Consider the following 26,686-nt stretch of genomic DNA (forward strand, 5'->3'; position numbering starts at 1 on the left):
TTTATTTGAGTCCAGTATTTTGATGATTATGAATTGAATATTAGGGTGTAGGCATGACTTCCAGTGTGGCAATTTCGCCGTGGCTATGATGTAGTTCAAGGCCAAAACGGCCCGAGTGATCTGCTCTAAAGGTTAGTGTGGCCGACTCACCGGCGGTGAGTTGCAATTTTAGGTCATAGCCGTGGAGGTGTAATTCGTCTGCGTGATCGGTGCTGACCTCAAGTTCGACCGCGCTGCCTTGCGAAACTTCGATGCGGCGGGGGCCAGAAGTCAGTGCGCCGCCCTCAATGACAAGTTCAAACCTGTGTGCTGATTTTTCTGGCACAGCGGTTGTCGTTCCCGCGTTTGCAGTGGGTTCTTGTTGGATTGATGGTCCCGGAGCGGGCTTTAATGCGACAAATAGCGCCGTTAACGCGACAGCGGAAATGAGAATAAAAATCAGTGGTCGATAATTCATGCCCATCTCCGTCTTAATGTTTGGCGGCTAGCGCAGCGTTTACTCAACAATGGTCGGGATAGATTACTGCGCTCGTCAATATTGCCGCGTTTTGCGTGCTAAGCACGCTGGCTAATAAATGATACCAGCCTAGTTCTTTTCCGACATTACTTTAAGCGTGTATTGGCTGGCAAAGCTGTCTTCGACCATGCTGCCGTCGGTTGCCAGTGACATCCGCGCAAGAATCAATGAAATACGCATGCCCGCGTACACGCGATAGTAATGTAGCTTGTCGTACTTATGCCCGCTGAGTGTAGACCATAATTGCGTGCTGGTATCAATGTCGGGGAAGCCCTCAAGTCGCGGTATGCCAATGCCGTGACTGAATACTTCATCCATAAAAATCCACCACGCAATGTCTTGCAAAGGATCGCCCATACAGAGCATTTCCCAGTCGAGTAGTGCCGCGATTTCATTTTTGGTGGGGTCAAATATCACATTAGCCATTCGCGAGTCACCCCAGCATAGGCGCAGACATTGCTCCTCGGGTTGATGCTGGCGCAGCCATGCCAAGGCTTGTTCGCAGGCCTCGTTGTGCGCGCCTTCCAACCCCCAGGCCATATAATGCTCCCAGTAACGCAGCTGCTCATCGAGAGATTTAGGGAAGTTATACTGCTGGACGAAACCGGCTAGGGGCGCTGCCGTTGGATCTTGGGCGTGTAGAGTAGCGATCATACTGATCGCGCTGTTCCATAGTGCTTTACGGTCGGCGGGACTTGCGTCTAATAGCCAGCCGTCCATATGGTAGGGAGGCATATCTGGCGGAATGCGGCCGTCGCAGCGCTGCATGATATAAAACGGCGTCCCTAAAATCTCGCCACTCGGCTCCTGTGCGACGAGTTGGGGAAGCTGTAAGCCCGATATTTTGCCTAGGGCCTCCATTGCTGCGTACTGCATAGGCAGGTTGTACTCAGGGAACGCGAGCTTGTCACCCTGAGCTTGCAGGCGCGCTACCATGGGCATCGTTTCTTGGTCATCGAGCACGCAATCGAATAACAGTGTGATGTTCGACATCCCGGTATTTTCGGGGATGACTATCGCCGGAATAATAAGCTTGCGGTTGGGGTAAACAGATTCTGTCAGCCAGTCCTGTAGGCTAAGGCGAACCGTGTCAGGCGCGTCGAGGCTTGGGGTGGGGCGCAATTCTTGAGTCATTGGCGTATCTCAGCAGGGACGGTTGGTGCGATCAGCAAAGCGTGCGGTATCGCGGATAACTCGGTAGGCATCCAGCACCGGCGCGAATTCACTTGGTGTACTGGCATGAATAATGACGCCGTCAGCGCCGGCATTAAACTGATCCTGGAAGCGTTGTGCGCAGACTTTGGGGCTTCCTACTGCGGCAGGTAGCCATGACTCAGGGAGCAGTGTGCGGATGTGTTTAAGCTGGTCGATCGTCGCGACACTGTCTATTCCGCCGGGCATGGCGCTGACGACTTCGTCAGCGCGGAAGCGCTCTAACACGGCCAGATCCCAGCCATTGGTATTAACCAGTAGCTCGCCGTAGTGGGGCGCCTGCAGATACGTCGCCATACGCGCGACGATATATTTTAGGTAGGTAGCTTCGTCGGCATCGCAGGCGGTGGCCAGTACGCTCCATACCTTTACCGAGTGGGGGTCGCGGCCCGCCGCTTCAGCCCCTTCACGAACATGGGCAACCGCGCGTTTGAGTGCGTCGTCAGATAAAAAGGTATGGAGAATAACACCGTCAAATAGACTGCCGGCAAACTTGAGGCTTTTGGGGCCAAAGCCAACAAACATCAGGGGAATATCTTCATTCATCCACTCGCTCATGTGCAGATAGGGAAAGTGACCGAGCTTGCCGTTGTGGCTAACGCGCTCACCCTGCCATAGCTGGCGCATTAATCCGGCAAACTCAGAGAGGTGTGCGTTGCTCATTTTCTCCATGCCCATTAAGTCGTAGCGAATGCCTACGCCCCTGGCCACGCCGAGTGCGAAGCGGCCTTGAGTGAGCCGATGCAGTGTCGTCGCCATAGAGGCAGTGAGCATGGGGTGGCGAGAATTGATATTGGTCGCGCCGCTGCCGATAAATAACTTGTTGCTTACTGCGCCAGCGGCGCCTGCCAGCGCGGCGACTTCCTTTACGTCAAAACGCTCGGATATCCACGCTGAGCCCAGGCCTAAGGCTTCGGCCTGGCGAACCTCGCTTAACATGTCGGCGGGGTTCTCTGTGTGTCCCGGTAGCGTATAAAAGCCGAGTTCGGGGAATTCTGAAAGATGGCTTGCTGTGGTCATGACTATATCCGAGAGTGATTGCGGTGTTCTTTTTGGGGTTTTTGTCCGCTTAACAGTATAATTAGTGAACGGTGATCAGTAATTTAAATGAACAGTGTTCATTATGTCAAGATTTGGGGGCATTAAATGTCAGAAGGTGGTTTGAATTTAGGCGCTAAATCGAGAAAATCGTCTGTCGATGCGGCCGCAGGTCGCCCGGCGCGGCTATCTAGAGAGCAGGTTCTCGACGCGGCAATGGCGCTGTTACAGCAAAATGGTGGGGAGTCTTTCTCGCTGCGCCAGCTCGCTAAACGCTTAGATACTGTGCCGGGAAATTTGTACACGTACTTTCCGAGTAAAGAGGCGTTGTTTGAGGTTTTGGCTGAGCAGGCGCTGGCCGCGCTGGAACTATCATTAAATACTGATTTGGAATGGGACCAGCAGTTGCGAAGCTGGATGAACTCCCTCCGCGGAGCAGTAAAATCCCACCCTGGCCTGCCATTTTTAATCGGACTGGCAGGTACAGCGCCCGCGGCACTGAGTAAAATAGACGCGGTGACTGCGCTGCTGCAGGAGCAGGGTATGCCGATGGGATCGGCCGTTTTGCACGCGCAAGGCTTATTGTGGGCGGTAATGGGCTTTGCGGTGTTTGAAATTCATGCAAGTGAAGCAAGAGTGGTTCAGCGTTTATCCGCCGCTGACAGTGCGGCCGCTTATCCGCAGATTATGGCACATCTGGCACTGCAAGATCTTGAGCCACTTTGGTCAGCCACCGTGGATCGTTCGGTTGAGGGATTAAAAGCATTGCTTGAGCAAGCTGTATGAAAGCCTTTAATCCATTAATCTCGCTAATGCGCAATTGTATTATTGGGTACTTGCTGAACTCGTGTAATCCTGGTGCAAAGTGAATCTGCGCAAATTGCTAAGAATTAGGAATTTGTATTTAAAAATATTGTGGCTGAATCGGTGTAAATGATTCGGCGAAAACGTGAGCGTAATTGCAAATGCAGAGTACGGATACAAAATCAGTATTTGGCCGATTCTTAAAATTTTGGCGTGGCGTACATGGTGTAAGCCAAGAGGCACTGGCGGGGCGTTTAGGTAGTTCGCCACGACATATTAGTAGATTAGAAAATGGTAGTAGCCGTGCCAGTGAAGCCATGGTGCTTGATATTGCGCGGGTGTTAAGTTTGGGTAAGCGCGATTTAAATCATTTGTTAATTGCGGCGGGCTTTGCGCCGAATGAGGAGCCGGTTGATTTTAATGCACCAGAGCTCAAATGGTTGCGCAAGGCAATGACGATGCACCTGCGAACGCTCGATCCCTATCCCGCATCGGTTGTCGATGGCTCGGCAAATATCCTTATGGTGAATCGCGGCTGGGTAAATTTTTACGGAAATTTGCTTGATGCAGATGGGTTGGCATCGCTGAGTAATTTCTATGATTTTTTGTTTGCTCAAGCGGTGGTGGACGATGCCGCTGGCGATTGGGCTGATACCTTGTCGGCTATTTTGATGTCGATCCAGCAATCCGCGCTGCTTACCGGTGACGCCAATGCCGAAAAAGCGTTAGCGCGATTGCAGGCCTACCCGAGTGTGCCGGCTGATTGGCAGCAGCGCGCGGCACATACTGAGCCAATGGCGAGTTTCAGGGTGGCTATTAATATCGCCGGAGAAATGAAACGCTTTTTTAGTGTAGGCACCATGGCTGGGGCTTTGGGGCCAAGTGCATTCGCGTCTCAGCCCCACCTCAGTATTATTACCCTCTACCCAGAAGACGAAAGTTACGATTTTTCTTCCTTGGGTGGGGCGGAATTGAGTCACCCTTTATTATTTTATTAATAGCAGATTTGTTATTGCCGAGGTTAAGCCGTGACGCATAACTGCGCCGCTGCCTATTCTCTTGAGCCGGACGGTAATGCTCTGAGGAATTTTGGGGGAGAACGCGGCATTTACATTTTTCACAAATACCCCTCTCCCCCAGAAGTTGTGCCGAGGCACATCAATAATTTGTAGTGCTTGAGTCAATTTAAGTCGATGAAGCCATTATTGATCACTACTTGATTGCGCTCCTTGGCGGTGGCGCGAAAAGTGATGCCGCCCTCTAGCTGCCAAGCCTCGATAAGAAGCGTTTCCCCAGGGTAAGCGGGTGCGCTGAAGCGCAGAGCTAAGGAGGCCATTCTGCTGACGTCGGCATTAAGTATTTGCCTAGTTAGTGTTAATCCGCATATGCCGTAGACGCAGAGCCCATGAATAATCGGTTTTGCAAAGCCAGCTTTTTGGGCAATGGCAGGGTCAATATGTAGCGGGTTGCGGTCGCCATTGAGGCGGTAAAATAAGGCGGCCCGGTCATCAATTTTATGTTCGTCAACGTAATCTGGAGTGCCGCTTGGTGTTGGCGCCAGGGGAGCGGGTGGCGTGCCAAACTCGCCACAGCCGCCGTCGTCGCGTAGTAAATAGCAGGACTTTACCGTGCAGAGTAGTTCATTGTTAATGGCGTTATATAGGTCTTTGTCAAAATACATAAGCGCGCCCTTGGCTGCGCCTTTGTCGACGATGGCAGAAACGCGGTATTCCGCCTTTATTGTCCCGCTTGGTGCGATGGCTTGATAAAACCTGGTGCGCTGTTCGACATGGAGAAGCTTGACCAAGTTGATATCAAATTTGGGATCGGTCATCCATGCGCCGGGGTGTGCTAAAGCCGCCGAGATGGTGGGTAGGGCCAGTAAATTTTTTTCGTAGACAAAATTTAAGTCCACTTCTTCATGGGGCGAGCTTCCGGCGCCTAAACTTAAGGCGTAGAGCATGGTGTCTCGCTCGTCGTATGTAACTGTTTTTGCTTCAAACTTGTGTGCCAGTAGGGCGTCAAGATTCATGTCAGTGCCTCTTTGTTTAGCGGTAAAGCTTACGCTGAGTTTGCAGTGCAATTTCTGGGGGGTGCGAAAGATTGTAGTGTCTATTTAATGCTTTATCTTTAGTTTGTATGCGAATCATAGTTGGATTTTGATTCCTCACCTTGCCGAATAAGCTAGGGCTGTGTAGACCTAATTAGCCCACCACACAAATACTGTTAGCGCTGGACAGTCTTACCCATCATATTGTAAGCTAGTGAACTATTAGCAATATAATCTAATGCCTGTTAAATTGCCAGCGCGGTATTCGCTGGGGAAAGATAGTCAGCGTGGGAGTGAATATGCCAGATTTACTGAAGGATAAGGTCGTTATTGTTACCGGTGCAGGCCGCGGAGTGGGGCAGTGCATTGCCGAATACTGTGCATTGCAAGGTGCCAAAGTGGTGGTTAATGACTTGGCCAAAGACGACAACGGCGTGGCAATTGCCGAGCTGGTTGCCGAGAGCATTCGCAAGGCGGGCGGTGAAGCTGTTTCGTCTACCGATAATATTGGCTTGATGGCCGAGGCCGTGAATTTGGTCAATATCGCCATAGAGGCTTGGGGCCGGGTGGATGGCCTAGTTAACAATGCCGGTATTCTTCGCGATCGCATTTTTCACAAAATGTCCGAAGAAGAGTGGGATCTTTCTATTCAGGTCAATCTCAAGGGCTGCTTCAACACGGCGCGTGCAGTCGCACCGTTTATGAAAGAGCAGGGCAGTGGCGCAATGGTACATATGACGTCGACCTCGGGCTTGGTTGGTAATTTCGGTCAGGCAAATTACGCCGCGGGCAAAATGGGCTTGGTTGGTCTGTCTAAGTCGGTAGCCCTCGATATGCAGCGCTTTAATGTGCGTTCTAACTGTGTGGCACCGTTTGCAATGACGCCAATGGTGATGAACGGTATTCCCCGCGAAACTGAAGAAGACGAGGCGCGCTGGAAGGTTATTGAGCGCATGGAGCCGAAAAAAGTAGCGCCATTGATTTGCGCACTTATTTCCGATGAAGGTGCCCATGTAAGTGGTCAGATTTTTGGCGCGCGGGCGAATGAGGTGTATTTGTTCAGCCAGCCGCGGCCGATCCGCACTGCTCATATTGGCGACGAAGCCGGTATCAGTGCCGAGGCGATTATTGATCGCGTGTTTCCCATGTTTGAAGGTGATTTTTATCCCCTTGAGCGTTCAATGGATGTGTTCAGCTGGGATCCAGTGTAGGCCAAAATCGAAATTTGTTAGGGCGAGCGGCGTAAATATTAAGGTCGGCGCCTAGCGCAAATCTTGAATGAATGCCCAAGCCTACTACCTAATTTAAGCCCAAATTTAAGACCAGAATACAGATCGCCCTGTTGGCCATAGTCGCTGGCAGTGTCTTTGGAGAGAGATATGAGTACAGCAATCGGGATTCGCTCCTTTGGAGCCTATATTCCAGCAAGACGGATGCAGCGCAGCGAAATTGCCAAGGCACATGCGTGGGCTCTGCCCGGTTTACGTGGTTTGGGCAAGGGCGAAAAAGCCTTCTGCTCTTGGGACGAAGACGTCATTACCATGGCGGTTGAAGCCTCGCGGGATTGTATGCGCGGCCAAGATGTAAACGCCCTGGCGCGGCTTTGTTTGGCTAGTACTAGCGCGCCATTTGCCGATGTGCAAAACGCGACCTTGGTCGCCAGCGCATTGGGTGCGCCGCGCAATGTTGCGACCAGCGATCAAACAGCATCAACCCGCGCAGGCCTGAGCGCCCTTAGCCACGCCTGCGAGAGCGGCGCTAGCCAGTTATTGGTAGCCGGTGAAAAGCGCCGAACCAAGCTTGGCAGTGCCCAAGAAATGTTGTTTGGCGACGGTGCTGCAGCATTGTTACTGGGCAGCGGCGACGATTTACTGGCCATTTATTTGGGTAGCGAATCCTTGTCTGTACCGTTTGTTGACCATTTTCGTGAGTCAAATTCTGACTACGAATACGCTTGGGAAGAGCGTTGGATTCGCGATGAAGGTGTTGGCAAGTTGGTGCCGGAAGCGGTAAACGCATTGTTGCGGCGCCTAGGTAAAACCGCTGCGGATGTTGCGCATTTTGGCTTGGCTGGCGGTGGTCCCCGCGCCGATGGTTTTGCTGCTAAAAAGATTGGTATTGCCGATGCGGCCGTGCTGCCAGACCTGCGTAATAACGTGGGCGACACCGGCGCAGCGCATTCCTTGCTGCTGCTGACCGAAGCCCTAGAGCGGGCACAGCCCGGCGACTTAATTATTATTGCCGCCTTTGCCCAAGGCTGTGAAGTGATCGCCTTTGAAATGGCCGCCAAGGGCAGTGATACCGGTCGCCGTGGTTTGGCAGGTAATTTGGCGCGCCGTCACCAAGAAACAGCGTATATGAAGATGCTCAGTTTCTCTGGCGAAATTGAGGTTGAGTGGGGCATGCGTTCGGAAACGGATCAAAAAACCGCACTGACTCAGCAGTACCGCGTGGCAGATCAAACCTTTGAATTTGTTGGCGGCAAATGCCGTGACTGCGACACCATTCAGTTTCCGCGCTTGCCTAACTGCGTTAATTGCGGTGCCTTCGACACGCAATCGCCCGCGCCGCTGGCCGACGAAAAAGCCAAGGTACTCACGGTTACCGCTGACTGGTTGATGTTTTCGCAATCGCCGCCGCTGTATATGGGGCTTTCCCAGTTCGACAATGGCGCGCGGATGTTAATGGAAATTGTTGATGTTGGCCCCGAGGGCATCGATGTTGGCACCCCGCTGGAAATGACCTTCCGCATTAAAGAGTTAGACAAGATGCGCGGTTACCGCCGTTATTTCTGGAAAGCACGCCCCATCGTTAGCGCCGCAGGAGAGTAAACATGGCCACAGGAATTAAAGACAAAGTCGCAATTATCGGTATGGGCTGCAGCCAGTTTGGCGAGCGCTGGGACGCCGGTTCTGAAGATCTTATGGCCGAGGCGTTTAACGAAGCGCTGGCCGATGCGGGTATTGAAAAGGCGCGTATTGGCGCAGTTTGGTATGGCTCTGCTGCCGACAAAATTAATGTGGGTAACTCTGCTATTCCGCTTTCTACCGCCCTGCGTCTAGACGGTATTCCGGTAACCCGCGTCGAAAATATGTGCGCTACCGGCACCGAGGCCCTGCGCGGTGCGACCTATGCGGTGGCATCTGGCGCCGTTGATATTGCGCTGGCGATTGGCGCTGAAAAATTAAAAGACACCGGCTATGGTGGCTTGCCTCATATGCCGAAAGGCACGTTCAACGATTTGTGGATGCCCTACGGTTCTGCGCCAGCAGGCTTCGCTCAGCTGGCCGCGGGCTATCGCACCAAGTACGGTCTTGAGAAAGACGTGCTAAAGCAGGCGATGGCGCGGGTGTCGTGGAAGAGCCATCAGAACGGCGCTAAAAATCCCAAGGCTCACCTGCGTAAAGCGGTAAGCATGGAAACCATTTTGAACGCGCCGCTGATCGCCGATCCCTTAGGTGTGTTCGACTGTTGTGGTGTTTCTGACGGCGCGGCTTGCGCGATTGTCACCACGCCTGAGATTGCTCGTTCGCTGGGTAAAACCAATTTGGTAACCATTAAATCTTTGCAGTTGTCGGCCAGTTCGGGTCGCGAGCAGGGCTTTAAAGATTGGGATGGCAGTTATGTGCCAAATACCCGCAACGCTGCCAAGGCCGCGTATAAAGAAGCGGGCATCACCAATCCCCGCAAAGAGCTAAGTGCAGTCGAAGTACACGACTGCTTCTCTATTACCGAGCTTGTCACCATGGAAGACCTGGGCCTTTCTGCTGACGGCGAAGCTTGGCGCGACATACTCGATGGCGTATATGATGCCGACGGTGAATTGCCGTGCCAGATCGACGGCGGTCTAAAGTGCTTTGGTCACCCCATTGCGGCATCGGGTTTGCGTATGGTGTATGAACACTATTTGCAAATGCAGGGCCGGGCGGGAGATCGCCAGTTACCGAATCCTAAACTAGGCTTAAGCCACAATCTTGGTGGCGTACCCTATAACGGGGTGTGTGCAATTAGCATCGTTGGTTTGGAAGGCGCTTAAGCACCATTCCAATTACGGCACACTGAGCGAGCTTGGAGAAAAGGGTATGAGGGCTGTTTCTGTTGAAGCGCTGGCCGGCGCAATTCGCGCGGGCGATAAAGTGTTTGTTTCTGGTAGCGCGGGCGAGCCCATTGCGGTGACCGAGCTGCTGGCAACTACGCCGGAGCTTGCCGCGGGCGCAGAGTTTCACTGCAGTTTTATTCCCGGGGTTAACTCGCGAAATTTGGCCAATGAAAACCGGCGGATGACCGTTGGTTTTATGCAGGGCGGATTCCGTAAAAGTTTGGCTGCAGGCCATGTGCGCTTTGCGCCGATGTCTTACACCGCTACGTTGCAACACCTTTGCAGCGACGGCGTGATCAATACGGTGCTAGTGCAGGTTTCGCCGCCAGATAGCGATGGCTATTGCTCGCTGGGCTTGCAAGGCGAATTTTTGCCTCAGTTGCTGAGTCGCAAACCTCGCGTATTAGCGGTGCTAAACCCCAATGTGCCGGTGCTGGCGGGCTCGCCTAAGCTGGCGATGGCCGACATTGAAGCCTACTGCGAGAGTGATTTGCCACTGGCAACTTACGACCCTGGCAAGCCCAATGCGGTCGCTCAGGCAATCGCGGAACATGTTGCCGCCTTAATTCCCAATGGCGCCGCGCTGCAGTGTGGGCTGGGTAAAATTCCCAATCAGTTGATGGCGGCGCTAGCCGATCATCGTCAGCTGCGTATCCACAGTGGCATGGCCAGCGATGGCATTGTGTCATTATTGGATGCGGGGGCATTGGATCTTGATGCGACGGTGACCAGTATTGTCGCCTTAGGTAGCAGTGCGTTTTATCGCCGCTTGCCAGAATTCAAAAAACTGAATATATGCGGTGTTGAAGCCTGCCACAGTGCGCAGGTGTTGGCGCAAGTGCCCAAGTTGTTTGCGGTGAATTCATCCATGGAGCTTGATCTGTTTGGTCAGGCTAATGCCGAAATGCTGGGCGGGCGCTTTGTTAGCGGCCCTGGTGGTTTACCCGATTTTGCCGCCGGGGCCAGAGCGCAATACGATGGCTGTTCGATTATCGCCCTGCCAGCGGCCGATCCAACGGGCGAGCAGTCGCGTATCGTTGCGCGGTTGGATAGCGGTGTGCCCGTCTCCGTGCCCCAGTATCTTGTTGATGTGGTGGTTACTGAATATGGCAGCGCGTATTTGCGCGGTGCAGATATGGTGACCCGCGCTGAGCGCTTGGTGGCCATTGCGCACCCTGATCACCGTGATCGCCTTTTTGCTGAGTTTGAACAACGATTCCTGTTGTGAGGTGCGGTCTTTAAACTGTAAAATCAAAACACTTGATTCGCATCAGAACGATTTACATGCTAACATTATTTCCATGTATGGTTATCAATACGATTGTTAAAGAGAGGCATCGGCCGTGGATATAAATCTCAGTGATCTGCACAAAGAAATTGACGAAAGCGTACGTAAAATTTGCTCGGAATTCAGCGATGACTACTGGATGGAATGCGATGAAGAGGCGCGCTTCCCTGAAGAATTTTATAACGCAATGGCAAAATCGGGCTGGCTGGGTATCACCATGCCAGAAGAGCTGGGTGGCGCAGGCCTAGGTGTAACCGAAGCAGCGATTATGATGCATGCGGTGGCAGCCAGTGGCGGTGGTCAGTCGGCGGCTTCAGCAATCCATATTAATTTGTTTGGTCCTCATTCAATTGTGGTGCATGGCTCTGAAGAGCAGAAAAAGCGCTGGTTGGTGCCGCTAATTAAAGGTGAAGAAAAAGCCTGCTTTGGTGTGACTGAGCCTGATGCGGGTTTGGATACCACCAGTATTAAAACCTTTGCAAAAAAAGTGGACGGTGGTTATATCGTCAATGGCCGCAAAATGTGGACGTCGACCGGTCAAGAAGCACACAAAATTGTATTGCTTACACGTACTACACCGAAAGAAGAGTGCAAGCGTCCGACCGACGGGATGACCCTGTTTTACGCCGATCTAGATCGCACTAAAATCGAAGTTCGTCGTATTAAAAAGATGGGCCGCAATGCTGTTGACTCTAATGCCACCTATATCGACGATTATTTCATTCCAGATTGCGACCGGATTGGCGAAGAGGGCAAGGGTTTTTACTATCTGCTCGACAGCCTTAACCCAGAGCGGGTCTTGGTTGGAATTGAAGCGATTGGTATAGGTCGTTCAGCACTAGACAAGGCCGCTAAATACGCCCAAGAGCGAGTTGTATTCGGTCGCCCCATTGGTCAAAACCAAGGCATTCAGCACCCACTTGCCGAAGCGTGGACTTATCTCGAGTCTGCTTACTGGATGTGCTTGCGTGCAGCAGACTTATACGACAAAGGCCTACCCTGTGCAGCCGAAGCCAATGCTGCAAAATTCCTCAGTGCCCGCGCCGCCTTCGATACCTGTACTAAAGCGGTGTTGACCCACGGCGGTATGGGTTATGCGCGGGAATATCACGTTGAGCGTTTATTACGTGAATCCGTTTTGCCGCGGATTGCCCCCGTCACCGAGCAGATGATTTTGTCCTTTATTGGCGAAAAGGTCTTGGGCATGCCTAAGTCATACTGAAAGCGGGCGGGCGTGACTGAGATGATTGCGCCCCAGTTTTAAATAGCGGTATAAATTTCTTGCCACTTACGCCGGGTAGTTCCAGGGGGTAAGTGGCTTTTTTGTATGTAGAAATGGTCGTTTATATAAAGTGCGAAATGGGTATTTTTACTGCGCTATCGGGACATCTTGTGTATCACATTTTTAGTTCGCTAGTTGATGTTGTGTATACAAACTTGATGTGTATAATGAATTGCTTCTTCACTTTTGATGCAGGCCATATGGCACTGGTCATAAATAAGCACACATACGCACACTAGCTGAGTATGTGTGCGGCAGCGCCCAGTAGGGCGTTGATGTCTATGAGTTCGATAAGGCGCAGATTGACTACTTTCAGCAACTCACTCTAAAAATAACATTAAAGGACATTCAGTATGAAAGGTTTGAGTATTAAGCATGGTGTGTTCATTGTTTTTGGTATAGCTGCGTTGTTGTTAACGTGGCCTTTTGCTTTTGACTGGATGCGTAATGGCGGCAATATTCTCAACCCTATTGCCTTCTTTGGCGATGCCATAGATGCCGGTGGCACCGCAGCGTTTTTAAGTATCGACATGATGATCGCCTGGGCGGTATTTATGATTTGGGTGGTGTTCGATTGTGAGCGTATCGGCGCAGGTAAGAAATGGGGTTGGTTCTTTGTGGCCTTGTCGTATATTGGCGTGTCCTTCACCTTTCCGATTTATCTTGTGTTCCGTGAGCGTTACATAGATAAACATCGCGCTGAGTAACCTACTCTAGTTAATACGATATTGCAGGTGGTGTAGTATGAAGGTACGACATATACAAATTGACTATACAGATTCGGAGTTGCATTGGACGCCGGACACGCCTGAGTTTGCTCAATTTTGGAATGCATCATCGACATACTTGCCGTATCTCGAACCATTTCTAAATCGCACCGTTCGTGCTGGTATAGAAATGTTAGAGGATAACGAAGAAAATGCCGAGCTAATTAATGATTGTAAGATCTTCATTCAGCAAGAGACTCGGCATTTTAAAAATCACGCAAGATACAATGCCAAATTGCGGGCGAGTGGTTACCCAGAATTAGCGCAGCGTGAAAAGAAAATGCAGGCCGATTATAAGGGCTTTGCTGAGACCCGAAGCCATAAATTCTGTCTTGCTTATACTGAAGGTTTTGAAACGCTGGGACTAATTGTGGCGTGCTATTTTTTGGAGGGCGCTAAAGAGCTAGAGTCCCCTTCTGTGTGTGACCCTACGCTGGATTTGTGGCGCTGGCACTTGGCAGAAGAATATGAACACCGCCATGTCGCGTTCAAGCTTTTTCATAAATTGTATGGTAGTTATTGGTACCGCCTGTTCGGAATCGTATATGCGGGCCCTCATATGCTCAATTATATGTTCAAGACGGCTTTCTATATTATTTCAGAAGATCGCAAATCAGGAAAAATAGCTGACCCGTGGAAAAGCCGTCTGCGGATGCTCGGTGTTAGTTTCAGAATGGCAAAATACATAGTGCCTAGGCTGCTAAAGACTTTCCATCCTAGCTATGATCCCTTAAATGCTGCGGAACCTAGGGAGTCTATGAAGGTACTTGCGCAGGCTGAAGAAAAATGGGGGCCGGCTTCGGCGTAGACTGGAGTGCTTTTTCGAGCTAAGTTCCAACTCCCCAGGCTGAAGTGACATGCTATGCCGGTAAATAATAACTAGATATTGTGCAGGTACGGCTTAGCATAAAACCTACTATCCCTCCCAAACACTATCGTGTGTTGAAAAAACCATAATTCTCGTTGTCAATTAAGTAACTCTGTTCTTTAGTACGGTTTTTTGGTGGCATTTTTGAACGACAATTATTCTCATGTTTTAAGGAGAATAAAAATGTCTAGTAAGAATAACTGTAGAGTGGTGCTAATGGCGTCAATGGTTGCATGTATGAGTAATTATAATCATGCTGACGAAGATGCGACCTATAAGAAGAAAGTAAGCCGTAACCGTTTGCTCGAGGAAGTTGTGGTTACGGCCCAAAAGCGCGAAGAGGATTCTCAGGATGTTCCAATTGCTATCTCCGCGTTCAGCGGTGATAAGCTGGAAGCCTTTGGTATTGAAAATACCTCAGACCTACAAAAAATAACCCCCGGGCTCACATTTACTTACACTTACGGTTACACCGTTATCTATTTACGAGGCGTGGGTAGCGATGCATTTTTGCCCAGCGCCGACCCTTCTGTTGCAACTTACATTGACGGGATCAATATTCCTGCCACACGTGGCAAGAATGATACGCTCGGTCCAGTTCAGCGGGTTGAAGTACTTAAAGGCCCGCAAGGGACATTGTTCGGACGAAATGCCACCGGCGGCGCGGTTAGCATTGTTACCGCAGATCCGCCACCAGAAGGCGAGCCTATTGCTGGCACTCTTAAGGCGGATATCGGAAATTATGGGCGGCGGGGCTATCAGCTTTATGGTGCCAGCAACCTTGTTGGTGGGCTCGGGGCAACGGTGTCTTTGTTTCAAAATCGCGGCGATATCATAGCGCATAATTATTTAACCGGCCCTGATGGTGAGACCGTCCCTGGGCCAGAGCGGGAGGATAAGGACGAGGGGGCGCGATTAAAGTTTCGCTGGGATATCAGTGATTCTATGAGCGCTACGGTAATTGGCTCGTATATTAATCAGTTCAATGGCAGTTCGCTGATGCTGGAAAATACACGTCCTGCCCTGATTCTGGCCGGCGGAGACGGCTCAGAAACCAAGGCTGATCGTCGTCTAGAGAATGACTTTGAGGGTGGCAGCGGCACCCAAAATTATATTTATGGAGCGATTTTTGAATGGAGCCCAGGTCCATTTGATATGAAATTTACTGCGTCTAATATCGAGACTGACGTAGATTGGGGCCAGTTTGACTACGATAGTACCCCAAGTTCAGGGGCTACATTTTTTGTATATAACGAGCCTTCGCTACAGGATACCTATGAACTGCAATTTACTTCTAACGAAGAAACTTGGCTGAGTGATAATTTAGAGTGGGCGGCGGGCCTCTATCACTTAGAGGCATCCTCGGGCTTTGATCGATTGTTTTTTACTGTTAATACGGGATTAGTGACTCCGGCTATAACCAATGCGCTGCCACCGGTATTGAGCGGCACGGTTACAACCTTGTTGCGAGAGCTTACCGCCAATAACGAAGTTATGTTGCAGTCGACAGGGATATTAGACACCACTGCCGATTCGGTTTACTTCCAGGGCACTTGGACCTTTGATGAACGTTTTAACTTAACACTGGGTGCGCGGTATCAAGAGGAACACCGAGAAATCGGTGATACCTACTTAGACCTAGTGGATACGACTAGTGGAAACCCGCCGCCGGAGTATTATGAGGGCAATGATTTTTCCAGAAATACGCGAGTGCTGAGCTTTGAGGGTAAAGAGGTCGATGCCAATACCACCTCGTGGCGTATTGCCAGCCAGTATTTTGCGAGTGATGTTGTGCAATTTTATACGTCGCTGTCGAGAAGCTATAAGAGTCCAACCTTTAACGTTGTTAACTTTTTTACCCCGCCAGATCTTGTTAAGGCCGAAGAAGCCACTGCGTTTGAGCTAGGCTTTAAATCTGAAATGCTGAATGGCGAGCTGCAATTAAACGGCGCTGTCTTCCGTTCCGTTGCCAAGGACCTCGTTACTGCGATTGTATCGTTTACCTCGGGCGGTATTGTGCGTTTTTCGAACGCCAACGAGGCAGTGTCTGACGGCGCCGAGTTAGATTTTCAGTGGCAGCCCATGCCGGATTGGAATCCTGGCTTAGCGATAACCGGTGGTGCCAGTTATATTGATGCAAAATACACCGACTATAAAAATGGATCGGGTTTTGATGATGAAACTGGCTTGTATTTTGGCCCAGATAATTTGACCGGTATTCCTCTGCAGGAACCACGAGACTTCACCGGTAACTCTGTAGTGAGAACGCCAAAATTGAGTTCAAGTATTTCTTTGAATCAATTTATTGAACTTGGTGATTACGGCAATTTAGAGTTTGCTGTCGATTATTCCTATAAAGGTGAATACAACACCACACCGCAAGCTTCACCCTATTTTATTCAGGACCAATTCGAGGTTTGGGGCGCTCGGGCTACTTACTTCTATGATCCACTTGGCCTGCAAGTCACCGCCTATGTTGATAACGCCAAGGATAAAGATTACTTCGCAACTATTATGCAGTCAGATTTCGGCCGTACGGTAAGCTTGGCTGCGCCGCGCTTCTATGGTGTGCGCTTGAAGTGGGATTATGGGCTGATGTTTGAGTAATTGTTAACGCGATGAAACGAAGTATAAGCAAGTCGATTTTAATAAACATGACTTTAGCGACCGCAGCGACTGCGGTCGGACAAGGCTTTAGCGCATTTCGCTAATGAGAGTTTTTGAAAATTACGAGAGGGATAATCATAATGAATAATTCACTATTAGGTTTTGGTTTGGTCTCGATACTGTCGGCAGCCCCTTTGGCTTTAGCGCAGGCTCAAATCCCCGTATTGGGTGACCTACTGGCTGGTGGCGGTATGGTCGGCAGCGAACTGTCGATCTTAGGTACTCTGCCTGGTGGTGATGTGCTGCCCGCAAATACCGCGCTTGGTAAGGTCGGGTTACTGACTACAGAGATGGGCCAGATTCTTGGTGATCCGCTGGCGCAGGTGCCAACGGGGCTAGACTCTAAATTGATTTTTGGCTTTGTTCCAGGAGCTGAGGTGCTTTATCAAAATCCACTCGGAATAGTCGAGTTCTTAGTGGCGGGAAATTCGATATTGTCAGAGTCAATTTTTATCCTGCCAGCTATTCCGCTTGTTTCCTCAGGGCTGGAACTGGATTTACTCGGTCTCGATACCTTGCTTGGCGATCAGCTTATTGGCTTGGGTAGTATTACGCCCGCGCTGTCGCCAGCAGAAATACTCCCTGAAATCCTGACAGCCGTAACTGAGGTCGATATTTAAGGTCTCCATTCAGGCTGCCAAACAAATTAGCTTCCTTGTAATTTAGATGGGCAGGCCGCAGCCAACAATATTACTCAATAGACTATTGTTGGCTGCATCAGGGAATAACGTTAAGGTTTCTCGCTTTAGCCAAGGCGGCGGTCCGGCTAGATACGCCGAGCTTGCCGTACAGGTTTTGTAAATGCCATTTAACGGTGGTTAAGGAAACGTCAATTCGGTCGGCGAGCTGCTGATTACTTAGGCCGGCGCCAATAAAGCCGAGTAGTTCTAGCTCGCGGGCGGTGAGCTTGCCAAGCAGGCGTGGCTGCTCATTCTCTGTCGCAATTTCACTCGCATCATCCGCATCATCGCTGGGTAATAAACGGCAAATTTCGGCAAAAAATTGCCGTTCCTGATCTGATACAAAACCCCAGGCCGAGGCTTTACTCGCGCTGATGACGGCGTGTAGCACATCAACTTGATCGATAAATGGCCTGAGTATGCGTCGGCTTGCGGCAATGCGCAGGGCGCGGGTAATATGGCGCACGGCCAAGGTGTAATCCTGATTCTGGGTAGCGATGACTGCACTATTCAATTCGAGTTCCACTTGCCTAGCATTGCAGCTTTGTTTTTTGGCGCGCTTAAGGTCTTGGCCTATTAAGGTGTTTGCCGGTTTTAGGCGACCAAGTGCCAAATCGAGGTCGATCAGTGCACTGTTGATTAGGGTGGCGAGCAAGGGAATTGCAGTCGCCTTTGTCCCCCGTTGGTTCGATGATTCTACCGCGCGTTGCAGACCGGCGCGCTCCGCCTCAGCGCAGGCTTCGTCAATATGCCCTAACACAATAAGGCGTTTAATAAGAAAGCACGACAGCATAAGCGAGAGGCGAGTAGGGTAGGCGTTCGCAACTTCCCACATACTGCTTAGCGGTATGGTCTCGTCGCCGTGGCCTTGCCAGAGTAATACGGCGGCTTCGAGCCCGCTGGCAGCGGCCTCAAGAAAACCGTGGGTGCGGGCGGTTTTCATACCGAAGGCGAGGAGTTGATGGGCGTCTTGGTCTAGTCCCATGCCCACCGCGCAGCGGGCGGCCACCAGCGCCATGGTTCCGCAAATACCCGATTCATCGCCTAGCGCGCCGCGGGTGGTGGTCAGCGCAGAAACGATTTCGGTATAACTATTGGCGTAATTACCTTCGTGTATTCCCACCAGGGCGGTGTAGGCATGAACCCAGCCATCGACATAGCTACTATTGGTTTGGTAGGCGGTTTCTTTAGCCGCCTGAAGATGCTGGCGGGCATCGCTAAAGTGGAAGGTATTCATAAAATAGCAGCCAATAATGCAGTTGGCGGCAGTTAAATTAAAAGAGTCATTGCAGTCGGCACCGGCGCTGTCTAGCCATTGTTTGGCGCCGAGGTAGGCGTCTTCGAGTTGGTCGCTAAGGCTGTCGATCGAGGTTCTTAATATTGCAATACGACGATGCAACTCAGTTTCGCTAGCGGAGTTGTTTTTGTTTTGCTGACCCTGCATGCGCTGGTAGAGATTATTGATTTGCTTGCGCGCGTACTCGTAGCGGCGGTGAAAGGCCAGCGCCCACACAAACCAGTATTCGGCTTCTAAACTGACTTGCTTACCTTCGTCGTGGAGAATTTCGATCCAGCGAATATATTGCAATACCGCGCCGCGATCGCGCACAAACGAGGGGGCGATTTGCTCCAGGATTGGCATGGCGGTGCTGCTAGATTCGGCATCTAAGGCGTAGTTAATGGCATCGCGCCAATATTGATTGCGCTGGCACCATGCCGATGCCCGCAGCTGAATGTCTTGGCGCTCTTGTTTGTTTAGGTGAAGGCTCGCTTCGCGTAGTAGATGGTCGCGGAATAAGCCATGTAAGCGGTACCAGCTGCGATTGCGATCCAGCGGAATAACAAACACATTGCGTTCAATTAAGTCGTTTAAATGCTCTGCCACGTGATCGCCGCCAATGGCTGCGCTGCACAGCTCCATATTAAAGGTACGCAGCTGAGATACGGCGAGCAGAAATTGCCGGAGCTCGGCCGAAAAGCCGGATAGCACCTGACGGTTTAATAGTTGCGCGAGTGATTCGTCTGAGCCAGAAAACGCCGCGAGCGCGCTTAGTGGCTGTTCCGCTTGGCTTAATATAATTTGCGCCATGCGCACCGCAGCCGGCCAGCCCTCGGTTTTACGGGTGACCTCGGCAACACCTTGTTCGCCAATTTGGCTTGTTAGTGAATCGCCGAATAGGCTAGTAACGTTTTCTTGGCTAAAGCTTAATTCTTTGGGGCCGATTTGTTGAACAAGACCTTCGAGTTGCGCGCGGGGGTAGTCTAAAGGTAAGTCCTCGGTGCTGGATAACACGAGCTGGACATTTGCGCGGGTTTTAAAAAGTAGCTGATCAAGAAACAGGCCTAGGGATTCGTCGCGACAAAAATGCAAATTATCAATAAAGAGCGTGATGGCGAGGGGGTGGCTATTCAGTATCGAAAGCAGTTTGTCGATGCTGGTGTCGCGGGGCTCGTGGCCGTGAAAGAGCGCTTGGGTAGGGTGGGCTTGATTTTTGTCGCCGCGCAAGATCGAACCAAGTTCGTTTATTAGGCTCTCGACGGTATTGTCGCGTTCATCGAGTGACAGCCACAGACATTGTTTACCCGCGTGGCGAAGATCGGCGAGTAGCATCGACATAAGTACAGTTTTGCCGTAACCAACGGGTGCTACTGCGCTTAAGCATTTGGCGCGTAAGCCGCTTGGCGTTTGTATATTGCTTAAAACTGGAATGCGCAGGCTTTGAAACAGGAAGTTCGGCGGCTCATTGCGGCCTATTTGCTGGTCGATATGCTCGGCAGTGCGGCGAAATTGGGCAGCTTTATTGGGCAAGACTCTATCCTCTTATTATTGTGCGTGCATTATGGCCAAACAGGGCGCTTTTGATCGTGGCGGCCTTTTTTACTTCGCCATCGTGCATTTTGCGCCCATGCCCCATCCTTTATTATTTGGTCTTTAGCTAGGCCCTCCTAAAGTACGGCTTATGGTAATTAAAGCTGCCATAGACTGCGAGCTTAATCACAACTGCGTTATTTACGTGTCGGCGCTTACGTTGCTCGGTTCAAAGACCCCAGATGTTGTTGGCGACGCAATTGCTAGTGTCAGCGCTGGGGCTACGTGATAGCGCGCTGTTGCAATCGCTTTCAGCTGAACATGCGCGGAATGTTGAGAATATTATGCGCAGCCCGTCCTTAGGTACGGGTTAGCGAGCAGATTTCGCCAATAGACTGATAAAAAATAAAGACGCGGTGTTTAAACCGTCAACCGGAGTACTGAAATGATTACCAATACCATAGATGCCGAACTCGCCAAGTCGCTGCCGCTAGAAGATTTTGATGTTAGTCAAACTGAGCTATTTGCACGCAATGGCCTGCACCCTTACTTTGAGCGTTTACGCCGCGAAGACCCAGTGCATTATTGTAAAGACAGTATTTATGGGCCCTATTGGTCAATAACCAAATACCGCGATATTGTTGATATCGACACCAATCACAAAGTGTTTTCGTCGGACGTGAGCGTTGGTGCTTTTGTTCTTGATGATACCACCCTCAATGCAGTAGACGGCGCAATGTACCTGCCCAACTTTTTGGGTATGGACCCGCCAACCCACGACGTTCACCGCATGGCGGTAAGCCCGATTGTGGCGCCGCAGAATTTGCTGCGCTTTGAGAAATTGATTAGGGAGCGCACCAGCGAGGTATTAGATTCATTGCCTATTGGCGAAGAGTTTAATTGGGTTGATCTGGTCTCGATTGAACTCACCACCATGATGTTGGCCACGTTGTTGGACTTTCCGCTGGAGGATCGCCGTAAGCTGACGCGCTGGTCAGATATCGTTACCACTCGTCCGGGTTACGGCTTGGTGGATTCTTGGGAGCAGCGTGAAGCGGAGTTGCTTGAATGTTTGGCTTATTTTCAGCGGCTTTACGACGAGCGCAAGGCGCTGCCGCCACGGCCAGATTTGATCTCCATGTTGGCACATGCACCAACGATGCAAGACCTGACCGCCACCGATTTTCTCGGTATGTTGGTGCTGCTTATTGTGGGCGGCAACGACACTACGCGCAGCTCTATGTCGGGCGGCGCCTTGGCCTGTCATCTCTATCCCGATGAATTTACCAAAGTTAAAAATAACCCGAGTCTGTTAGCGAGCATGGTGCCAGAAATTGTGCGCTGGCAAACCCCGATTGCCCATATGCGCCGCACCGCATTAGAAGACGTAGAGTTTCGCGGCAAGCAAATTCGCAAGGGCGACAAGGTGGTGATGTGGTATTTGTCGGGTAATCGCGACGACGAAGTTATTGATAGGCCAATGGATTTTATCGCCGATCGGCCTCGCGCTAGACAGCATTTGTCATTTGGCTTTGGTATCCACCGCTGCCTAGGCAATAGATTGGCCGAGCTACAGCTTAAAGTGCTCTGGGAAGAAGCTACTAAGCGCTACTCCCGTATTGAAGTGGTTGGTGAGCCGACCCGTGTGCCGTCTAATTTAATTAATGGTTTTATTGATATGCAGGTGCGCTTACACGTTTAACGTAGTGGCGCGCAGCATATTTTTTAACATTGCGAATAATGATACTGACTGGATTTAATCTTATGCCAAAGCTCATTTTTATTACCTCAGACAAACAAGAATACGCCGTAGAGGCCCAAAGCGGCGTGTCTGCGATGGAAGCGGCGCTAGATAATTTAGTGCCGGGGATTGATGGTGATTGCGGTGGCGTTGCCGCCTGCGGCACCTGCCATGTTTATGTGGATCAAACTTGGTTGGCGAAAACCGGCGGAGCGCAAGAAGGAATTGAACAAGATATGCTGTCTTTAACCGACAATGCCGGCGCAAGCAGTCGTCTCTCTTGCCAGATACTCATGAGCGACGAACTGGACGGTTTGGTGTTGACTATGCCCGAAAGTCAGCACTAATTAGTGTGAATTAGGCTTGTTGCCTTTGTAGCTTTGCGGCCTTGTATTACAGGAATACTAATAATGAATTTTACGCCGGACTATATCATTGTGGGGGCGGGCTCTGCGGGCTGCGTATTGGCTAATCGGCTGAGTGCTGACCCTGCGGTAAATGTTGTGCTGCTGGAGGCTGGCGGCAAAGACAGTAATCTTTTATATAGAATGCCCGCCGGATTTTTCCCCTTGATGAAATCTGGGAAGGGAAATTGGAATTACGAATCCATCGCTCAGACGGGTTTGGGCGGGCGCACCATGTACTTTCCGCGGGGTAAAGTTCTTGGCGGTTCTAGCTCAATTAATGGCTTGGTGGTGTCGCGGGGCAATGCCGGCGACTACGATCATTGGGCCGATTTGGGTAATGAAAATTGGTCCTACGCAGACTGTCTACCATACTTTAAAAAAGTCGAGCGCATGCCTGGCGGTAATCCGGCGCAGCGCGGCTTAGATGGCCCCGTTGGCGTTACCGTTACACCCATGGACAGCATGAACCCGAGTTCGCGGGCGTGGATAGACGGCGGTGTGCAAGCGGGCCATCCTTTTAATAAAGACATGAATGGCGGCGATCCGCACGGCATGGCGCAAATGCAGGGCAATTACGCCGATGGCCTGCGGCAGAGCGCTTCGGCCTGTTATTTAAAGCCAGTATTATCCAGACCTAATTTAAATGTAATTACCGATGCTTTAGTTAAGCGGGTGGTCGTTAGCGATGGCCGCGCCACGGCGGTGGAAAATGTTCATCGCGGTCGAACTCAGCGACTCGCCGCGCGCCGCGAAATATTATTATGCGGTGGGGCAATCAATAGCCCGCAAGTTTTGCAGTTATCAGGGATTGGAGATCCTGCGGATTTAACACCTCATGGAATTGAGCTCAAGCTGCCGTTGTTAGGGGTGGGTAAAAACCTAAAAGATCATATCGCCATTGCCGTTAAACAGCGCAGTACCAAACCCTATTCACTATTGGCCGATTTAAAGCCGATGGCGATGATTTCTGCCTTGAGTAAATATTTGCTGTTTCGTTCTGGGCCGACCTCTGTTGGGGCGCTGGAGGCGTGGGGGCATCTTAAAACCTCACCGGATTTAGCCTATCCAGATTTGCAAATCTACTCGGTGCCGATTATGTATAACGATCATGGCCGCGACATAATACAAGAAGAGGGCTTTATGGCGGTGATGAACGGCTGTCGGCCCCGAAGTGCTGGAACCGTTAAAATACAATCTGCCGATGCGAGCGTAGCGCCAGCCATTGATCCTCAATATTTTACTGACCCAGACGATCTGCGAGTCCTGCGTGATGCAATTAGATTAACGCGCAAAATTATTGCGCAGCCTGCTTATGATGATTTTCGCGGAATAGAATATGGACCTGGCTCGCACTGCGATGATGACCAAGGTCTGGATCAGTATATTCGTCAGCACGCTAACTCGCTCTACCACCCTGTGGGCACCTGCAAGATGGGCAGCGACGACATGGCGGTTGTCGATGCCCAATTGCGAGTTCACGGGGTGCAGGGGCTGCGGGTCGTTGACGCGTCGATTATGCCGGAGATTATCAGCGGCAATACCAACTTCCCCACAATGATGATTGCCGAAAAAGCAGCTGACATGATTATCAGTGGTGTTACTGCTTAAGCGACGGCGCGTAATTCACTTAAGCAGTTTTATTATGATCACCCTACTTGGCCACTGAGAAAGTGGTCTTTTTTTGTTTCTATTTGCTTTTTTATTGGGCAAACATAATGCTTAAAAGGATTTTCGCCACGCAATATCAATTGACGCGAGCTTGTTGCTCAAGGTAATTTGCTGATCGCTAGCGAGCGGGTTGTTGCCGATAATCTCTTGCTTGGGGACGTAGTTAAAGGTGAGGTCGATTGTGTCTATCGTATTGGGTGACCAACTGATCCCGACATTGTAGCGCTCGTCAAAAACGGCTGTTGAAATTAAGTTGTTAATAATCTCCCGTTGATCGAGGGGTTTCTTGTGCACGTCGCTATAGCCAAACCTCAGGGTGATTTTTTCGTCTACTCGATAATGTAGGCCCAGCTTCAGTACGCTTAAATCACTCCAGCCAAAGCCGGGGCCGTTGTCGTCACCGTAGCGGCCGGGAGCGCTACCGGAGTTGGCGTAGGCTTTAACCTTGGAAAAATAAATTCGCTGATAATCAGCAATTAGAGTTAGCGATGGATTTGCTTGCCATGCAAGTCCGTATTGCAGGTAGGGTGCTATATCGAGATCACCTTGCTCTGCCAATAGTCCGCGATACTCTTGGTGTTTTTGCATATAGCCTTTGGATTGCAAGGTCAGGCCGGCGGTGAGTTGATCGTTGATAACTAAGGTGGCTCCCGTTTTTATACCGTAGCCAAAACTTTGTGAATGGCCATTGTTGCTGAGTTTATTCGGCGCAGCGGAGGCTGGTGAAAATAATTGAAAGCCGTTTACTTCTATCGTTTGGTAAATTAGCTCGGGGCTAATACCGATGCGCAGTCGCTCATTTAGCTGGTGTGACCATGTGGGCGCGATGAAGATTTGCGCAATATCCGAGCCGGTGTCACCGAAACACAAATAACCCTGTTGCGGGGTATTGCTAGGGCAGTTCGGATTGTCAAAAGCCTTGTAGTTGATGTTGATGCCGCCGTTGCCGTAGACCACAAGGCCAATGGCGTTACGTTCATCTATTTGGCGATGTATTGCGCCAAAAGGGATGGGGAAAACACCGTCAATCTCGGCGGGTACATCGGGCTCGGCTCGGCGTTGGCCGGGGGCGAATACAAAAGCGCCATTGGGCTGACTGCTTGCTGTTGGTTCCTTGGCGTAGGCGGTTTGCCCCGCAGACAGAAAAATACTGCCGAGCACCCAGCCGTCTTTTTCTAGAGCTAAAATTCCCGCCGGATTTGTCGCAATTACCATGCTGTCTTCGGCAAAGGCGACGCCTGCGCCAGACAGTGCGCGATTTGTTGCGCCTGCGCCATTGAGGTAGCTGCCGAGCCCAGCTTGGCTGGCAGCACTAAGAACTAGGAGTTGACAGCCAAACACCAGGTTTATTATTTTTGTTTTTCTTGTCATTGGCGTATTCCTTTTTATTTCTAAGTTTTCTTTTTTTGTCTTTCTCAGGGATAGCGCGGAGCATGCCTAGCCTAGCTTGCACTGATTTATAAACGCCAAAAGGGCAGCCAATTGGCTGCCCTGCATGAATGCTGTGTGACGGTATGTTTAGACGCCAGACATTTGCGCTTGGCTTGGATTGCTTTCGCGCTCGGCAAACCAATCTGGCCAGCCGGCTTTGCGGTTTTGCTCACGGGCAAGTACTTGCTCTTCGGCGCTGGCAAAGTTGAGATCCCATTCTTTTAGCGCGGGCATAATGATCATGCGGTGCCAAATCGGTGGAATTAAGGCGGTGAGAAAACACACAAACACATTAGGCAGTACTACTGCAGAGGTGTCGGGCTTTAAGCGGTAAAAGGGGATATAGGCATCCAGGTGGTGGTCGGCGTGGTTGGTAATTTCAAAAGCCACAACACGACTAATGGGGTGCAGGTGATTCCACACGTGGCGGCGACCAATCGGTTTGCCGGCTACGCGCACTTGCCCGTAGTGCTGGAAGTAATTGAAAGTTTCTACCCACAGACGTGCTGCGGCAGCGCCACCAAGCCCAAACGCCAGAGCCGCTAGGCCACCAAGGACATACAGGGCCAGTGCAAAGATGGTCAAAGCGATTATGCCTTTCCACAGCTGGTGATGAATAGACCAGCGGCCGTAACCGCGTTTTACTAAGGCTTCGCTTTCTAGGCGCCATGCAGTTTTGGTGCTTTCATACACGGCGTAGGGTGCAAAGGAGTAAAGCGTTGAGCCGCGCGCTGCCGTATCGCAGTCATCGGGGGTGCCAACGTCGAGGTGGTGGCCGACCATGTGCGCAATATTGCGGGTGGCATCTAAGTATATAACCTGACAATAGGTGCCCACAAACTTCATGAGTGTACCCTGCTTGTGGTACAACTCGTGCGTGGTAGGCACGCCGATAATAACCCCGAGCCAAGAAGCGGATAGCGCGCCGCCAAGCATGGCCATAAAGCTCATATCGCCTTTGCCGATCTGCCAGGCGAGAATCATATATAGGCCAACAGAGAACACGGCGCCCAACCAAACTGGGATTAAGGCGAGGGATGCGTTTTTAATACTGCGCTGCTTGGTGTCGCGGGGCATTACGCCGTCGATCAGTGCAAACAGCAGCAGGGTTGATAGGCCGGTCCACGCGTAAATACCGCCGGCACATATACCCACGGCGGCAGCGATCTGCGCCAGTGGGCCTGTGTAATATCGAATGTAATCAAACATGATCAATCACCTTCCTGCATTAAATTATTGTTAGTGAATGTTGCGGCTGAATGGCATGTGCGCCGAGCTTCTTTCGCTGTTGATCAGTATGGAACTGTACAAAAATTAACGCAGGTCATTTATTGCCAATATAAGGTCATTTATTGCCA

Annotated in this window: 21 protein-coding genes; 14 read left to right on the forward strand and 7 right to left on the reverse strand. The window is 50.9% G+C overall.

Translation table 11 applies throughout. The features are described 5' to 3' along the window. Window positions 1-40: 40 nt before the first annotated feature. The 3 genes from AZF00_RS03730 to AZF00_RS03740 all read right to left on the reverse strand — a co-directional run bounded on the left by AZF00_RS03730 (window position 41) and on the right by AZF00_RS03740 (window position 2,749). On the reverse strand, window positions 41-457 hold the full coding sequence (locus AZF00_RS03730; RefSeq protein WP_008246001.1) for a cupredoxin domain-containing protein: 417 nt from the start codon (window positions 455-457) through the stop codon (window positions 41-43). 129 nt (window positions 458-586) lie between these two features. Further along, on the reverse strand, window positions 587-1,651 hold the full coding sequence (locus AZF00_RS03735; protein WP_008246002.1) for a phosphotransferase family protein: 1,065 nt from the start codon (window positions 1,649-1,651) through the stop codon (window positions 587-589). A gap of 9 nt (window positions 1,652-1,660) precedes the next feature. Then, a complete protein-coding gene (locus AZF00_RS03740; protein WP_040802390.1) occupies window positions 1,661-2,749 on the reverse strand; it encodes a TIGR03857 family LLM class F420-dependent oxidoreductase in 1,089 nt (362 codons plus the stop codon). Between the two features lie 126 nt (window positions 2,750-2,875). On the opposite strand from AZF00_RS03740, the gene AZF00_RS03745 reads away from it, so the two are divergent. After that, window positions 2,876-3,553 (forward strand): TetR/AcrR family transcriptional regulator, encoded by a 678-nt coding sequence (locus AZF00_RS03745; RefSeq protein ID WP_008246007.1) that lies wholly within the window; start codon window positions 2,876-2,878, stop codon window positions 3,551-3,553. 179 nt (window positions 3,554-3,732) lie between these two features. Beyond that, entirely contained in the window at window positions 3,733-4,569 is an 837-nt protein-coding gene (locus tag AZF00_RS03750; protein ID WP_008246009.1) for a helix-turn-helix domain-containing protein, read from the forward strand. A gap of 182 nt (window positions 4,570-4,751) precedes the next feature. Here AZF00_RS03750 and AZF00_RS03755 read toward each other — a convergent pair whose 3' ends face one another. Continuing rightward, window positions 4,752-5,603 carry a MaoC/PaaZ C-terminal domain-containing protein gene (locus AZF00_RS03755; RefSeq protein WP_008246012.1) on the reverse strand — a complete coding sequence of 284 codons (852 nt, stop codon included), beginning with the start codon at window positions 5,601-5,603 and terminating at the stop codon, window positions 4,752-4,754. Window positions 5,604-5,920: 317 nt separating this feature from the next. Here AZF00_RS03755 and AZF00_RS03760 point away from each other — a divergent pair, with 317 nt between their 5' ends. The 9 genes from AZF00_RS03760 (at window position 5,921) to AZF00_RS03800 (ending at window position 17,212) form a co-directional block, all read left to right on the forward strand. After that, window positions 5,921-6,832: an SDR family NAD(P)-dependent oxidoreductase gene (locus AZF00_RS03760; RefSeq protein ID WP_008246014.1), complete on the forward strand. Its 912-nt coding sequence runs from the start codon at window positions 5,921-5,923 to the stop codon at window positions 6,830-6,832. A 168-nt stretch (window positions 6,833-7,000) separates the two neighbouring features. Next, window positions 7,001-8,452: a zinc ribbon domain-containing protein gene (locus tag AZF00_RS03765; RefSeq protein ID WP_040802392.1), complete on the forward strand. Its 1,452-nt coding sequence runs from the start codon at window positions 7,001-7,003 to the stop codon at window positions 8,450-8,452. Window positions 8,453-8,454: 2 nt separating this feature from the next. Continuing rightward, window positions 8,455-9,657, forward strand: a complete 1,203-nt coding sequence (locus AZF00_RS03770; RefSeq protein WP_008246016.1) for an acetyl-CoA acetyltransferase — start codon at window positions 8,455-8,457, stop codon at window positions 9,655-9,657. A gap of 46 nt (window positions 9,658-9,703) precedes the next feature. After that, window positions 9,704-10,948 (forward strand): acetyl-CoA hydrolase/transferase family protein, encoded by a 1,245-nt coding sequence (locus AZF00_RS03775; protein WP_008246017.1) that lies wholly within the window; start codon window positions 9,704-9,706, stop codon window positions 10,946-10,948. 115 nt (window positions 10,949-11,063) lie between these two features. Then, window positions 11,064-12,230 (forward strand): acyl-CoA dehydrogenase family protein, encoded by a 1,167-nt coding sequence (locus AZF00_RS03780; RefSeq protein WP_008246018.1) that lies wholly within the window; start codon window positions 11,064-11,066, stop codon window positions 12,228-12,230. Between the two features lie 413 nt (window positions 12,231-12,643). Then, complete coding sequence (locus AZF00_RS03785) at window positions 12,644-12,997, forward strand: DUF2834 domain-containing protein (RefSeq protein WP_008246020.1); 354 nt, start codon at window positions 12,644-12,646, stop codon at window positions 12,995-12,997. 37 nt (window positions 12,998-13,034) lie between these two features. Further along, window positions 13,035-13,865, forward strand: coding sequence for a metal-dependent hydrolase (locus AZF00_RS03790; RefSeq protein ID WP_008246022.1), 831 nt, complete (start codon window positions 13,035-13,037; stop codon window positions 13,863-13,865). A 297-nt stretch (window positions 13,866-14,162) separates the two neighbouring features. After that, complete coding sequence (locus AZF00_RS03795; RefSeq protein WP_040802393.1) at window positions 14,163-16,532, forward strand: TonB-dependent receptor; 2,370 nt, start codon at window positions 14,163-14,165, stop codon at window positions 16,530-16,532. A gap of 140 nt (window positions 16,533-16,672) precedes the next feature. Then, window positions 16,673-17,212 (forward strand): hypothetical protein, encoded by a 540-nt coding sequence (locus tag AZF00_RS03800; protein WP_008246025.1) that lies wholly within the window; start codon window positions 16,673-16,675, stop codon window positions 17,210-17,212. Window positions 17,213-17,309: 97 nt separating this feature from the next. Here AZF00_RS03800 and AZF00_RS03805 read toward each other — a convergent pair whose 3' ends face one another. Then, complete coding sequence (locus AZF00_RS03805) at window positions 17,310-20,081, reverse strand: winged helix-turn-helix domain-containing protein (RefSeq protein WP_008246027.1); 2,772 nt, start codon at window positions 20,079-20,081, stop codon at window positions 17,310-17,312. A gap of 445 nt (window positions 20,082-20,526) precedes the next feature. Here AZF00_RS03805 and AZF00_RS03810 point away from each other — a divergent pair, with 445 nt between their 5' ends. The 3 genes from AZF00_RS03810 (at window position 20,527) to AZF00_RS03820 (ending at window position 23,837) form a co-directional block, all read left to right on the forward strand. Continuing rightward, window positions 20,527-21,783, forward strand: a complete 1,257-nt coding sequence (locus AZF00_RS03810) for a cytochrome P450 (protein ID WP_008246029.1) — start codon at window positions 20,527-20,529, stop codon at window positions 21,781-21,783. A 62-nt stretch (window positions 21,784-21,845) separates the two neighbouring features. Beyond that, complete coding sequence (locus AZF00_RS03815) at window positions 21,846-22,169, forward strand: 2Fe-2S iron-sulfur cluster-binding protein (protein ID WP_008246032.1); 324 nt, start codon at window positions 21,846-21,848, stop codon at window positions 22,167-22,169. Window positions 22,170-22,232: 63 nt separating this feature from the next. After that, entirely contained in the window at window positions 22,233-23,837 is a 1,605-nt protein-coding gene (locus AZF00_RS03820; protein WP_008246034.1) for a GMC family oxidoreductase, read from the forward strand. Between the two features lie 111 nt (window positions 23,838-23,948). On the opposite strand, the gene AZF00_RS03825 is transcribed toward AZF00_RS03820, so the two are convergent. Next, the gene (locus tag AZF00_RS03825) at window positions 23,949-25,268 is read right to left on the reverse strand and encodes an OmpP1/FadL family transporter (RefSeq protein ID WP_008246035.1); all 1,320 of its coding nucleotides are present in this window, start codon (window positions 25,266-25,268) and stop codon (window positions 23,949-23,951) included. 147 nt (window positions 25,269-25,415) lie between these two features. After that, entirely contained in the window at window positions 25,416-26,537 is a 1,122-nt protein-coding gene (locus AZF00_RS03830; protein WP_008246036.1) for an alkane 1-monooxygenase, read from the reverse strand. Window positions 26,538-26,686 lie beyond the last annotated feature (149 nt).

The sequence above is a fragment of the Zhongshania aliphaticivorans genome, assembly GCF_001586255.1.
GTDB classification, from domain to species: Bacteria; Pseudomonadota; Gammaproteobacteria; order Pseudomonadales; family Spongiibacteraceae; genus Spongiibacter; species Spongiibacter aliphaticivorans.

What these genes read in the sequence shown, in the direction of transcription:
- AZF00_RS03750 (WP_008246009.1), top strand. Translation starts at nt 3,733, where the DNA reads ATGCAGAGTACGGATACAAAATCAGTATTTGGCCGATTCTTAAAATTT.
- AZF00_RS03795 (WP_040802393.1), top strand. Translation starts at nt 14,163, where the DNA reads ATGAGTAATTATAATCATGCTGACGAAGATGCGACCTATAAGAAGAAA.
- AZF00_RS03810 (WP_008246029.1), top strand. Translation starts at nt 20,527, where the DNA reads ATGATTACCAATACCATAGATGCCGAACTCGCCAAGTCGCTGCCGCTA.
- AZF00_RS03730 (WP_008246001.1), bottom strand. Translation starts at nt 457, where the DNA reads ATGAATTATCGACCACTGATTTTTATTCTCATTTCCGCTGTCGCGTTA.
- AZF00_RS03745 (WP_008246007.1), top strand. Translation starts at nt 2,876, where the DNA reads ATGTCAGAAGGTGGTTTGAATTTAGGCGCTAAATCGAGAAAATCGTCT.
- AZF00_RS03815 (WP_008246032.1), top strand. Translation starts at nt 21,846, where the DNA reads ATGCCAAAGCTCATTTTTATTACCTCAGACAAACAAGAATACGCCGTA.
- AZF00_RS03820 (WP_008246034.1), top strand. Translation starts at nt 22,233, where the DNA reads ATGAATTTTACGCCGGACTATATCATTGTGGGGGCGGGCTCTGCGGGC.
- AZF00_RS03765 (WP_040802392.1), top strand. Translation starts at nt 7,001, where the DNA reads ATGAGTACAGCAATCGGGATTCGCTCCTTTGGAGCCTATATTCCAGCA.
- AZF00_RS03825 (WP_008246035.1), bottom strand. Translation starts at nt 25,268, where the DNA reads ATGACAAGAAAAACAAAAATAATAAACCTGGTGTTTGGCTGTCAACTC.
- AZF00_RS03740 (WP_040802390.1), bottom strand. Translation starts at nt 2,749, where the DNA reads ATGACCACAGCAAGCCATCTTTCAGAATTCCCCGAACTCGGCTTTTAT.
- AZF00_RS03775 (WP_008246017.1), top strand. Translation starts at nt 9,704, where the DNA reads ATGAGGGCTGTTTCTGTTGAAGCGCTGGCCGGCGCAATTCGCGCGGGC.
- AZF00_RS03830 (WP_008246036.1), bottom strand. Translation starts at nt 26,537, where the DNA reads ATGTTTGATTACATTCGATATTACACAGGCCCACTGGCGCAGATCGCT.
- AZF00_RS03770 (WP_008246016.1), top strand. Translation starts at nt 8,455, where the DNA reads ATGGCCACAGGAATTAAAGACAAAGTCGCAATTATCGGTATGGGCTGC.
- AZF00_RS03785 (WP_008246020.1), top strand. Translation starts at nt 12,644, where the DNA reads ATGAAAGGTTTGAGTATTAAGCATGGTGTGTTCATTGTTTTTGGTATA.
- AZF00_RS03790 (WP_008246022.1), top strand. Translation starts at nt 13,035, where the DNA reads ATGAAGGTACGACATATACAAATTGACTATACAGATTCGGAGTTGCAT.
- AZF00_RS03800 (WP_008246025.1), top strand. Translation starts at nt 16,673, where the DNA reads ATGAATAATTCACTATTAGGTTTTGGTTTGGTCTCGATACTGTCGGCA.
- AZF00_RS03755 (WP_008246012.1), bottom strand. Translation starts at nt 5,603, where the DNA reads ATGAATCTTGACGCCCTACTGGCACACAAGTTTGAAGCAAAAACAGTT.
- AZF00_RS03760 (WP_008246014.1), top strand. Translation starts at nt 5,921, where the DNA reads ATGCCAGATTTACTGAAGGATAAGGTCGTTATTGTTACCGGTGCAGGC.
- AZF00_RS03735 (WP_008246002.1), bottom strand. Translation starts at nt 1,651, where the DNA reads ATGACTCAAGAATTGCGCCCCACCCCAAGCCTCGACGCGCCTGACACG.